At 49.0% G+C, this 12,336-nt stretch carries 10 protein-coding genes; 5 read left to right on the top strand and 5 right to left on the bottom strand.

What is annotated here, in order from left to right; genetic code table 11:
- Positions 1 to 9 precede the first annotated feature (9 nt).
- From BM318_RS08695 to BM318_RS08685, 3 genes are all read right to left on the bottom strand, one after another.
- Positions 10 to 1,269, bottom strand: a complete 1,260-nt coding sequence (locus BM318_RS08695; protein WP_092982239.1) for a cysteate-C-fatty acyltransferase — start codon at positions 1,267 to 1,269, stop codon at positions 10 to 12.
- A gap of 159 nt (positions 1,270 to 1,428) precedes the next feature.
- Positions 1,429 to 2,469 (bottom strand): cysteate synthase, encoded by a 1,041-nt coding sequence (locus BM318_RS08690; RefSeq protein ID WP_092982238.1) that lies wholly within the window; start codon positions 2,467 to 2,469, stop codon positions 1,429 to 1,431.
- Between the two features lie 144 nt (positions 2,470 to 2,613).
- Positions 2,614 to 4,662 (bottom strand): S9 family peptidase, encoded by a 2,049-nt coding sequence (locus BM318_RS08685; protein ID WP_317040353.1) that lies wholly within the window; start codon positions 4,660 to 4,662, stop codon positions 2,614 to 2,616.
- A gap of 95 nt (positions 4,663 to 4,757) precedes the next feature.
- Between BM318_RS08685 and BM318_RS08680 the strand changes: the two genes are divergently transcribed.
- Complete coding sequence (locus BM318_RS08680; protein WP_092982237.1) at positions 4,758 to 5,084, top strand: YbaB/EbfC family nucleoid-associated protein; 327 nt, start codon at positions 4,758 to 4,760, stop codon at positions 5,082 to 5,084.
- A 2-nt stretch (positions 5,085 to 5,086) separates the two neighbouring features.
- Complete coding sequence (locus tag BM318_RS08675; protein ID WP_092982236.1) at positions 5,087 to 5,401, top strand: YegP family protein; 315 nt, start codon at positions 5,087 to 5,089, stop codon at positions 5,399 to 5,401.
- A 1-nt stretch (position 5,402) separates the two neighbouring features.
- Here the strand turns inward: BM318_RS08675 and BM318_RS08670 are convergent, their stop codons facing one another.
- Together BM318_RS08670 and BM318_RS08665 are read right to left on the bottom strand one after the other, a co-directional pair.
- The gene (locus BM318_RS08670; RefSeq protein ID WP_092982235.1) at positions 5,403 to 6,431 is read right to left on the bottom strand and encodes a threonine aldolase family protein; all 1,029 of its coding nucleotides are present in this window, start codon (positions 6,429 to 6,431) and stop codon (positions 5,403 to 5,405) included.
- Entirely contained in the window at positions 6,422 to 8,854 is a 2,433-nt protein-coding gene (locus BM318_RS08665) for a zinc-dependent metalloprotease (protein ID WP_092982234.1), read from the bottom strand. The genes BM318_RS08670 and BM318_RS08665 overlap by 10 nt, the downstream gene beginning before the upstream one ends.
- Before the next feature lie 182 nt (positions 8,855 to 9,036).
- Here BM318_RS08665 and BM318_RS08660 point away from each other — a divergent pair, with 182 nt between their 5' ends.
- From BM318_RS08660 to BM318_RS08650, 3 genes are read left to right on the top strand one after another with little or no spacing between them, the layout of a single operon-like run.
- Positions 9,037 to 10,518 carry a circularly permuted type 2 ATP-grasp protein gene (locus BM318_RS08660; protein WP_092982233.1) on the top strand — a complete coding sequence of 494 codons (1,482 nt, stop codon included), beginning with the start codon at positions 9,037 to 9,039 and terminating at the stop codon, positions 10,516 to 10,518.
- Entirely contained in the window at positions 10,508 to 11,452 is a 945-nt protein-coding gene (locus tag BM318_RS08655) for an alpha-E domain-containing protein (protein WP_092982232.1), read from the top strand. The genes BM318_RS08660 and BM318_RS08655 overlap by 11 nt, the downstream gene beginning before the upstream one ends.
- 1 nt (position 11,453) lies before the next feature.
- Positions 11,454 to 12,305: a transglutaminase-like domain-containing protein gene (locus BM318_RS08650; RefSeq protein ID WP_092982231.1), complete on the top strand. Its 852-nt coding sequence runs from the start codon at positions 11,454 to 11,456 to the stop codon at positions 12,303 to 12,305.
- Positions 12,306 to 12,336: the final 31 nt, after the last annotated feature.

Here is a 12,336-nt window from a genome sequence, read left to right as displayed (position 1 = left end):
GTAAATTGCTTATTCCCCCATTGCTGCGGCTACTGCAGCAGACAACCGCTTGTAGGTTCCATTTTGCAGACGTTCTCGGATCGCTGAAAAGGCCTCCAGAGTTTCTTCGATATCAGCAGCAGTATGCGTGGCTGTTGGAATCATACGCAGGAGGATCAAGCCCTTAGGTATTACGGGATACACTACAATTGAGCAGAAAATACCGTAATTCTCACGTAAGTCTTTCACCAACGCCATGGCTTCAGGAATACTTCCATTCAGGTACACTGGCGTTACGCAACTCGAGGTAGACCCGATATCAAAACCGCGTTCCTTCAGACCATTTTGAAGCATGTTCACGTTTTCCCAAAGCTTTGCCTTGAGTTCAGGCATGGTGCGCAGCATTTCCAATCGCTTCAGGGCTCCTTTTACATAGACCATTGGCAGGGATTTGGCAAACATCTGAGAACGCAGGTTGTACTTGAGATATTCGATGATTTCAGCGTCGGCCGCCAGGAAGGCGCCGATTCCGGCCATGGACTTCGCAAATGTGGCGAAATAGACATCGATATCGTCCTGTATTCCTTGTTCTTCACCAGCCCCGGCACCAGTCTTGCCGAGTGTTCCGAACCCGTGGGCATCATCGACCAGCAGGCGGAATTTGAATTTATTCTTGAGTGCTACAATTTCCTTGAGCTTACCCTGCTCGCCTCGCATCCCAAAAACACCTTCGGAGATCACCAGGATCCCACCGCCGGTTTGTTCAGCCATTTTGGTAGCGCGTTCGAGGTTTTTCTCCAGCGAAGCAATATCGTTGTGCTTAAACGTAAAGCGTTTTCCCATGTGCAGGCGTACCCCATCGATAATACAGGCGTGGGAATCCACGTCGTAAACAATGATGTCGTCCTTGCTGACCAGGGCGTCAATGGCGGACATAATTCCCTGGTAACCAAAATTCAGGAGGTAGGCAGCTTCCTTGCTGACAAAGGCGGCCAGCTCCTTTTCTAACTGCTCGTGGTAATCGGTATGACCGCTCATCATCCGGGCGCCCATAGGATAAGCCGCACCATGCTCATGAGCCGCATCCCCGTCGACTTTCCTGATCTCCGGCAAATTGGCCAGACCCAGATAGTCATTGATACTCCAGGTAATCACTTCCTTGCCCTGGAATTTCATGCGGTTCGAAATCGGCCCTTCTAATTTTGGGAACACAAAATAGCCTTCGGCCTGACTTGCCCATTTTCCCAAAGGTCCCTTATTCTCTATAATCCGATCAAATAAATCTTTCATGCAGTTTCGCTTGGTTGAAAAAAAATCCAAAAAAACAACCGGCCCGAAGGTCCGGCGATTTAATGGGTTGATTTTGGGGCAAAAGTAAAAAAAAGTAGGCAGGATTCATAATAAATCCCACCACTGGCTTGTAGTGTAAATACGGTAATTAGGCAGGAACTACTTGATCACTTCCACCTGCTGGGTTTCCCCAACATGCTTGCTGTCGTAAAAGCCCTGCTCCTCCATCCAGTGATCGCTGTAGATTTTGCTCATGTAGCGCGATCCGTGGTCCGGGAAGATTACGACGACTTTGCTGTTCTCGTCGAATTCCCCTTCTTCCTGTAATTGGTGAACGGCCTGCATAGCAGCGCCACTGGTATATCCGGAGAAAATACCCTCTGTACGGCCCAATTTACGAGCCATATGAGCACTTTCTTCATCCGTAACCTTGATAAAACGATCAATGGTATCGAAATCGGTAGCATCTGGGATCAGGTTTTTCCCTAGCCCTTCAATACGATACGGATAAATCTCATCACGATCCAGTTCCCTTGTTTCGTGGAATTTCTTTAACACGGAACCGTAAGCATCCACTCCGAGGATTCGGATGTTGGGATTCTGCTCCTTCAGAAAACGGGCAGTACCGGAAATGGTTCCCCCTGTTCCACTACAAGCTACCAAATGCGTGATTTGACCAGCCGTCTGCTCCCAAATTTCGGGACCTGTAGTGCGGTAATGGGCTTCAATATTGAACTTATTGAAGTACTGGTTGATATAAATAGACCCTTCAGTTTCCTGATGCAGGCGCTTTGCTACCTGATAGTAGGAACGGGGATCATCTGCGCTAACGTGTGCCGGACACACATACACCTTTGCTCCCATTGAGCGGAGCATATCGATTTTGTCCTTTGAAGACTTGGAACTAACAGCGAGAATACAGTCGTATCCTTTAACGATACTTACCATAGCCAGGCTAAAACCTGTGTTACCTGAGGTAGTTTCAATAATGGTACTACCCGGTTTGAGCAAACCGCTAGCTTCGGCCTGTTCAATTATGTAATGGGCAATACGGTCTTTGGAGGAATGTCCGGGATTGAAGGCCTCTAACTTTGCAAAAAATTCGCCGGAATACCCGGCGGTCAACTGCTTCAATCGAACCAAGGGGGTTTGGCCAATAAGCTCCAGGATACTGTCGCAGGCCTTAATCTCTTGTTTCATACGTTTGGGTTAGGCATGGCTTTATAATAAACCAAAACTAGGGGCAAAATTAGTATTTTTTTTAAACTAGCCCGTTTTTAAGCAAAAAGAGTCTGGTTTTTCCTACCCAAAAAGATGCCTGATTAAAGCTGTAAGCGGCTCATTCTAAGCCATCCTGTTGGCCAAATCCAGTAAAAAGGCATATTCTATGGCCGTCTCGCGAAGTGCTTCAAAACGCCCGGAGGCTCCGCCGTGCCCGGCATCCATATTGGTGTGAAGGTAAAGCCTGTTGGAATCTGTTTTCAGCTCCCGAAGGCGCGCTACCCACTTGGCGGGCTCCCAGTACTGCACCTGGGAATCGTGCAATCCGGCCAGAACCAACAAATGGGGATATGCCTGTTTCTTTACATTATCGTAAGGAGAATAGCTTTTCATGTAAGCATAATACTCCGGATCGCCAGGGTTGCCCCATTCGTCGTATTCTCCGGTAGTCAGGGGTATGCTTTCGTCCAGCATAGTGGTAACCACGTCCACAAACGGAACTGCTGCTATAACGCCGTGAAACAGCTCAGGGGCCTCATTAACAATTACCCCCATGAGCAAACCTCCCGCTGAACCCCCTGCAGCATAGAGGTTTTCTGGTCGGGTAAATTTTTCAGCGACCAAACAATGCGCACAATCGATAAAGTCGTTAAAGGTATTCCACTTCTGAAGGAGTTTGCCCGATTCATACCAGGGGCGACCCAGGTATTCTCCTCCTCGCACATGGGCAATAGCAAATATGAATCCGCGATCCAGCAGGCTCAATCGAACCGATGAAAAATAGGGATCGGTGGTACTCCCATAAGAACCATAGCCATAAAGCAAGAGCGGGCTGCTGCCGTCCCTGGGGGTATCCTTGTGGTAAACCAGGGAAATCGGAACTTCTGATCCATCCCGCGCCGTTGCCCAAATACGCGTAGATCCGTAATTGTCCGGATCAAATGACGGATCCAGGACCTCCTGTTGTTTCAGTACGGTTTGCTCTTTAGTGTCCATGTTGAACTCCATGATGCGATAAGGCGTTGTCATGGCGTTAAACACATAGCGAAAGGCCCGGGTATTGAATTCCAGGTTAACGTAAGGATAAGCGACGTAAGTCTCTCCCTCCAGGGGGATTTCGTAGGAAGCGGTACCGTCCCAGCGATCGATAAAGATGCGCGTGAGGCCATTGTGACGCTCTGAACGCACCATGTATTCTTTGAAAAGCTCCATATCCTCCAGCAATACGTCTTCCCTGTGAGGTATAACTTCCTCCCAGGCCGAATAGCCCGTGTCGGATTCCGGCGTTTTCATCAATTTAAAATTCGTAGCTCCGTCCTTATTGGTCAGGACATAAAAATGCGCGCCGTAGTGGTAAATCGCATATTCCAGGCCACGCTGCCGGGGTGCAAATACTTTAAATTCGCCCAGGGGGTCATTGGCGTTCAGGATGCGATATTCACTGGTTAGCGTGCTTACCGAGCCTATTACGATGTATTTTCTGGATTTGGTTTTGTATACGTAGGTATTGAACGTCTCATCTTCTTCCTGATAAACCAGTACATCTTTAGCCGGGTCTTCCCCCAAAATATGGCGGTATATGGCATTGGCCCGGAGCGTTACCGGATCTTTACGAACGTAATACAGGGTACGATTATCTGCAGCCCATACCGAGCTACCGGTAGTCCGGTCCATAGTAACCGGCAGCAATTCTCCGGTCTCCAGATTCTTTATTTTCAAGGCATACTCCCGCCGTCCCAAGGTATCCACCCCAAAGGCAGCGAGTTTGTTATCCGGACTAATGGAGATTCCCTTCATATCAAAGAACTCCTCCCCTTCTGCCAGAGCATTGCAATCAAAAAGCAATTCTTCCTCCGCTTCCATTACTTCCTTGCGTCGGGTGTAGACAGGATATTGACCTCCCTTTACAAATCGGGTTACATACCAATAGCCGTTTCGCTTATAGGGTACCGAAGTATCGTCTTCCACTATCCGCCCTTTCATCTCCTCAAATAGCTGCTTCTGGAATTCCTCGGTATGCCCGGTCTGTTTCTTGAAAAATGAATTCTCCTGCTCCAGATAGGAAATCACCTCGGGATTTTCCCGTTCCCGCAACCAGTAATAGGGATCGGAACGCTCATCGCCGTGATTGCGATGTGTAAATTCAATTTGTTTGGCGCGGGGTGCAGACAAGGTTTTGTGGATATTTTGCGGACGCAAAAATAGCCTTTCCCATGGAATAGTAAAGCGAAGGCCTTACCTTTAAGCTAAAATAAAATCGCTTACCGATGTTTGGAGATTTAATGGGAATGATGGGCAAACTCAAAGAAGCCCGCCAGAAAGCTGAGGAGACTAAGAAAAGATTAGACGGTGTGCTGTTGCAGGAGGAAGGTGCCGAAGGCATGTTGAAGGTAGAAGTAACCGCCAACCGCGAAATCCGGGAGATTCAGATCGATAAAGAACTCCTCGGGGACAAGGATGCCCTGGAAGACTACTTACTGCTTACCCTGAACCGGGCCCTTAAAAAAGCTGAGGAAGTACATAATACCGAAATGGCAGCCGTTGCCCGGGAAGGTATGCCAAACATCCCAGGCATGGATCAATTTATGAAGTAGCTATGCTGAAAATTGAAAATAAAGGAGATTCCCACTACTTCTTTGTGGTGCAAAGTGCCCAGGGCAACCCTCTCTTTGAAAGCGAGCCTTTTGAGAATCAGGAAGCCGTCAGGGAAGCCATTACCGCAATAAAGCCGCGGATAAAACATCCGGGCAGTTTTGAAAGACTAACCGACCATGAAGGGCATTTCCGGTTTGCCCTGAAAGATCCGCAGGGGAAAACACTGGGGCGCAGTAAACCTTATGGTTCCGAGGCGGGTATGGAAAATGGGATACGGAATACCCAGGCGGGGATCCTTGACAGTAGCCTCGGCTAATCTAAATTGCAATTGCTGAAAACGTCTCCAGGACGTACTGGTGCATGGCTGCGGTGTAATCCAAATGGGTGACCAGTCGTAACTTCCCCTGGCCCATTCCAATAAGGCGAATTTTTGCGGCATCCATTTTTTGCATAAAGCTTGCCTCACTGAGTAAATCCGTGTTCAACTCAAAGATTACAATATTGGTCGAAACAGGTTCTACCTTTTTGATAAAGGGCAGTGACTCCAGCGAGGCTCCAAGTTCACTGGCCTTCTGGTGATCGGCTACCAGGCGTTCAATATGGTTATCAAGGGCATAAATCCCGGCTGCAGCCAGATATCCGCTTTGTCGCATTCCACCACCCAGAACCTTTCGAATTCTGAGGGCTTCTTCCATATCGGATTTAGATCCGATTAGCAACGATCCAACAGGACATCCCAATCCTTTGCTGAGACACACGCTTAAGGTATCGAACAAGCTCCCAAAGTCCTTAAAGTCTTGTTGTTTAGCGACCGCAGCATTCCAGATACGCGCTCCGTCCAGGTGGTATTTCAATCCGTGTGCATCGCATACCTCACGTATTTCTTGAAGAGCCTTCAGGTCCCAGCAGGCGCCACCCCCTTTATTGGTGGTATTCTCAACGCAAACTAAAGAGGTTCGCGGACTGTGGTAAAAATCAGGGGGATTCACAGCAGCGGCCACCTGGTCGGCTTCCATCATTCCACGGGTACCATCCACGAGTTTACAGGAGACACCACTATTGAAACTGACCCCTCCTCCTTCGTAATTGTATACGTGGGCGTACTTATCGCAAATTAGCTGATCTCCGGGACGGGTGTGCAATTTGATCCCGGTCTGGTTCGCCATGGTTCCGCTTGGAAAAAATAAGGCAGCCTCCTTGCCGAACATTGCAGCGGCCTTAGCTTCAAGTGCGTTGATGGTCGGATCTTCCTTGAAGACATCATCACCGACCTCAGCTTGCATCATGGCTTCCATCATGCCCGGTGTGGGCCGGGTAACCGTATCACTGATCAGGTTTACTTCCATGGGTTGAATTCCTGGTAACTACAGGCTGCACCGGGATCTGTACTTCCGATTGGCGATCCATCCGGAATTTTCGGTACATCGGGCACCTTGTGTAACTCCGGATGTTCCCGGAATGAACGGATGCGGCGGTACAACTCCGCAGCCTGAGCATCTTTGCGGTCAAGCGCCCATTTTCCCAGGGCATCAAGTTGCTCTTGGGCCATTGCATTTACCTGAGGGTGAACCGATTGATTCGCTGCCAGTAACATCAAGTGATGCAATACCCGGAATCGGACCACGCCGGCTATGGCTTCTTCCATAGAATCCGAGGTCTTTGCCGAAAAGGTTTGGTCAAGCAGCTTATCCAGTACTTCTTCCAGGCCGAGTTGCGCTGGGAACATGGCCTTCTGATGTACCAGCCGGGAGGCCCGCTGGGGATGCATCAACAAGCCAAGGGTCATATCTGCTGCGGTTTCGGCGGCCCCAAGGGCATCAAAACTAACCCCAGTACGACCTTTAAAGGATTCCCGGCCTGCACCATATCCAATGGCCCTGGGCGGAAAATATCGCAGGACTTCCTGTGGAATTCGCAGCACCTGTGGATCCAGCGTTGCCAGCACCGATTCCAGTGCCTGAACCTGTTGTTTTTCAGGTAGCAAGTTCCAGGGCTGCGACCCATCGCCTTTAACTGCATAACTATATTCCATTCCACCTACGAGCTTAACAGCTGCCTCGGTCTGATAGCGGTGGAAGAAGTAAAGCGGGACAAATACGTCCTCCAGTACGGAATACGGGGTGCCTTCAGGAACATTGTCTGCGGAAAAATTGGTTATGGCCTGCCTGCGGACCTCCAGAACCCGATTCAATTCTTCGGCAGCCCCAGCACCGTTATCCCATAAATGAGCCTGAGCATTTGCACCCCCCTGGGCACGCGCGTCCTGATCGCTTAGATACCGCAGTCCTTGCTGTGCCGCATCATTGAGGATTTTATTCAGGGCAAGGGATTCATCGGTCCCTTCCGGAAAATCCGAATAGGAGTACGCTACAGATACCTTATCCCATTCCCCGATACCCGTATCATAGGCCTGGGAAAAATCGATTTCTTCATCATTCAGCAGGATCAAGGGATGCGGGTAGTCCATTACCGAAGCACGATCGTTGGTGCTGGCTGCAAAATTGTGTGCAAAACCGAGGGTATGCCCGATTTCATGCGCCGATAGTTGCCGGATTCGCGCCAGGGCTAGTTCCAGCATGGGACCGTGGTTTTCATCGGATTCCGCATAAGGTTTATTGGATAAGACCTGAGCTATCATAAAATCCTGCCGGATACGCAGGCTTCCCAAACTAACATGACCTTTGATAATCTCTCCGGTTCGGGGATCCCGGACACTACTCCCATAACTCCATCCCCTTGTAGAGCGATGCACCCACTGAATTACATTGTAACGGACATCCAAAGGGTCGGCATCATCGGGGAGCATTTTCACCTGGAAGGCATCCTTATAGCCAATAGCCTCAAAGGCTTGATTCCACCAGCGTCCACCTTCCAATAAAGCCGAACGAACCGGCTCCGGGGTTCCATTATCCAGGTAATAAATTATCGGTTCCACGGCTTCACTTACAGCAGCTCCCGGATCCTTCTTTTCAAGGCGATGCCTGGGAACATATCGTTTAATCAACGAGGCCTCTACCGGGGTGGCGTAGTCGTAATACGCAAAGGGGTAGGAACCGCTTCGGGGATCAAAAGCCCGCTGCTGAAATCCAGGTTCCGGCAATTCGATAAATGAATGATGCTGTGCAACCGTTACTGCCCCGGGATCCGGGGTTACCGAACGAATATTCCCCCCTTGCGGAGTTCCTTTAAAGGTCAGCCAAACATCAACTTCAGAATTTTTTGGAAATGCCTTGGTGCGTTCCAGATTAACGGCGCTTCTGGAAGCGTCCAGACTGTAGCTCCCCTGCCCTGTTCGTTTGAGGCGCTGAGAAACGCCGTGCGCGTCCTGCATAAGGTATGGGGTAAGGTCAACTAAATGACTAGCCCCATCGCTCTCGACTATGGGGAAACCAAAGCGAACAGATTTTGCAAAAGCCTGCTCTACCGATTTCTTTTCCAATTCATTGTCGGTAAGTGCACGATAGTCCAGGTTGGGCTGAATCATCAGAATTTTATTACCGATTTTCTTAAAAACCACAACCTGTTCCCCGCCTAATTGGCCGCGATCCAATCCAATGTCGTTACTTCCAATGCCACTGCTAAGCGCATATACATAGAGGAACTCCTGGTTCAGTTTGTCGATTTCAAGGAATAATTTACCGGAATCTTCATCCCAATACATATTAAAATATCCCTCAAACTTCTGGCATTTCTCGACCTTCTCTGAAAATTGGCCTTGTAGCAAAAACGGGAGCCAGATCAGGCTCAGGAGAATTCGGTAGTTTTTCATGCTTTGGTTTTGAGCTAAAGTAGGTAAAATCGAAATTTCTCTCATGCGATCCTGGCAATTTAGTCTGTGCGATTTTAAGAATTTCGATAATTCAGGTAGTCCCTCAGCCCTAAATGGCAAAAAGCGGCTGTCTCCTTTCATTTCTGCTGAATTCCTCGTATTTTCTTTGCTTTCTGACACAGATGGCCAAAAAGCAAAAAGGTATATTTTCCAAGTACGATCGGAACCCCAAGCTGTTCGACGAGCTCTATGATCAACAGGGGGAAGTAAACGATGTCTATAAAAAACTCTTTAAGTTATATGGGCAGCACAGTATCGAAGATTATGCCGAGCTGAACGGTCGCGCCAAAGCCTCATTTTTTAACCAGGGAATAACCTTTCGGGTCTACAGCGATGAGAAGACCAATGAGAAAATATTTCCCTTTGATTTATTTCCCAGGATAATCGGAGCAGACGAATGGGCCGAGCTGGAACGCGGTGTTGTGCAACGCTGCAAGGCCCTGAATGCATTCTTATGGGATCTGTACCACGAACAAAACATCCTCAAGGACGGGGTGGTACCCATGGAATTGGTGGGAAGTTCCGAGAATTTCCTGGAACAGATGGTAGGCTTTGATCCTCCGGGAGGAATCTACAACCATATCTCGGGAACCGACCTGATCAGGCATACCGATGGGAAATTCTATGTTTTGGAAGATAACATCCGATGTCCTTCCGGGGTGAGCTATGTATTGAGTAACCGAACTGCCCTTAAAAGGGCGCTTTTTGGGGTGTTCAACCATTATAATGCCCACACGGTAACCAACTATGCGGAAAACCTGCTGGATCTCCTGGAAACCGTAAAACCAGCCGGTGTAGACAAACCCAACACGGTGGTCCTTACGCCGGGGATGTATAATTCGGCATTTTATGAGCACAGTTACCTGGCCAAGACTATGGGGGTTGAATTGGTAGAGGGCCGGGATTTGTATGTGGAAAATGACTTTGTTTACATGAAAACCATCCATGGCCGGGAACGGGTAGACATTATTTACCGCAGGATTGACGATCAGTTCCTGGACCCGCTGGAATTCAGAAAGGATTCCACCCTTGGCGTACCCGGTTTGTTCGCGGCATATCGCAAGGGCAATGTGACCCTGGCCAATGCCCCCGGAACCGGAGTGGCAGATGATAAGGCGGTTTACACCTATATGCCCGAGATTATTCAATATTATTTTGGCGAGGAAGCTATTCTGCACAATGTCCCAACCTATCATTGCAGCCGGAAGGAAGAATTGGAATACGTTTTAGACAACATTGCCGAGCTGGTGATAAAACCGGTCGATGAAGCCGGGGGTTACGGGATTTCCATAGGCAATACCCTGTCGCCTGAAGAAATAGAAGAAGTGCGGAACACCGTTCGGGCCCATCCCCGAAAATACGTGGCCCAACCGATCATGAGCCTTTCCGTTCATCCCACCTACATCGAAGAAACACAGAGCTTCGAGCAACGCCATGTAGATTTGCGCTCTTTCGCGCTAATGGGGAGCGACCGGGAATTTGTCTTGAAAGGCGGCCTTACCCGGGTAGCGCTGCGCCGGGGAAACCTCATCGTTAACTCCTCCCAGGGTGGTGGTTCTAAAGATACCTGGGTACTCAAAAAATCGAAGAAAAATGCTGGCTAGGGCTGCAGACAACCTCTATTGGATGGGAAGATACATCGAGCGGACCGAACACATGGCCCGGTTCATGAATGTGAATTATTTTTCCAGCCTCGACGCCCCGAATGCCAAATCCCAAAAGCGGAATTTTGTCTTGCGCTCCATACTCTTTATGGCTGGAGATCCTGTCGGTAAAAACGATAAAGTAAATGAGCAGGAGGTGCTCTATAAGGTTGGCCTGGATCAGGATTTCCCTTCATCGGTTTGTAATTCGATCTGTTATGCCCGGGAAAACGCGCATTCGGCAAGGGACTTAATTTCAACAGAACTCTACGAGTCGGTCAATAAGTTTTATCATTTCGCGACCTCCTACCCCAAGGAGCGTTTTGTAAAAACTGGACTGTTTGAGTACACATCCCAGGTTACCGAGCTCACTGCGATTCTTCGCGCAAAAATCCGCGGTACGTTACTCCATGATGAGATCTACGCCATTATTATGATGGGGGTGAACATGGAAAGGGCCTTACAGATTACGCGAATGATAAACGCCAAGTATAATGATGCCCGGCTTGCCCCAGGCAGTTATGGCGATAGGTTTCGCAACAGTTACGAATGGACTACGCTGCTCAAATGTGCCGAATCTTACGATATGATGCGCAGACTGTACAAGAAATCGCCATCGAGCCTGAGCACCCTTGAATTTCTCATTCTGAATCCCCGCTGCCCGAGATCAGTTATGAATGCCCTGAATCAGATTTATCGCCATGTGGTTTCCCTGAATCCCATGAAAATAGACGATAAGGACTCAACGGCCTTCCTCGTTGGCAAAATTCGTTCCGAATACCAGTTTAAATGCATTGAGGATATCGAAGGGGATATCCAGGGATATATCGATCATATCTTTTCCGAGCTCACCGAAATTGGTAGTCGAATGGAGAAGGAATTTTTTCACTATTAGAATGGCCGATTGTTTCCGAATCACCTACAATGCCGAAAATAGCTACGATTATCCGGTAACGGCAGCTACCTGGCAGTTTCTGATCCTTCCCCTCGAAAATGAGAGTCAGCACCACCTGAAATTCGAGTTCAGTAATTCCCTGGGAGCTTACTGGGAGCTGTCCCATTCAGGTTTTGGCTTTAGAACCATCCGGGTGCGAAGCAAAGGACCCGTTTCCCGTATTTCCTTTACTGCCGAAATCAGTCTGATCAAAGAGGTTGTTAACCCCTTCGCTTTCAATCCGGAAATGGTTCCGCCGTTCAATGGTCCTGAACTCAAGCTACAAGACTTTCGCCTCACCTTTGCCCGATATATCCGGCCTACCCACCTGACCACACTTCCTCCGGGATCTGCAGCGCTCTATTCCTGGGATCAGGGGGAAGGCTATCTGGAAAAATTACAAGCCCTCAATACCTGGGTTTACGAATACCTCTATTACACCCCTGGGGTAACTGATGTGGATACCTCCCTGGAAGAAGTGCTGGGCTTAAACAAAGGGGTGTGTCAGGATTTCGCCCATTTATTCATTGCCCTGGCCAGAAACAAAGGAATACCTGCACGGTATGTTTCCGGCTATTTACACCAGGGCAAAGGCTATTTCGGGGACGCTCAAATGCACGCCTGGGCCGAAGCCTGGGTGCCGGGGATCGGCTGGATCGGGTTTGATCCTACCAATAACATCCTGGCAGCTTCTAATCACATAAAAGTGGCCCATGGCAGGGACTACGACGATTGTGCCCCGCTCAAGGGAATTGTATTTGGTGAGGGCGAAAACACCAGCCAGCATGCGGTTGCTGTTCAATCCCAGCAATAGCCTACAAGATTTGCGCGCTAAACCTTGAAAA

It is taken from the genome of Robiginitalea myxolifaciens, from assembly GCF_900115205.1.
Lineage (GTDB): Bacteria > Bacteroidota > Bacteroidia > Flavobacteriales > Flavobacteriaceae > Robiginitalea > Robiginitalea myxolifaciens.
Note: the sequence above shows the minus strand (reverse complement) of the source record. Positions and strands in the feature narration are given on the sequence as shown.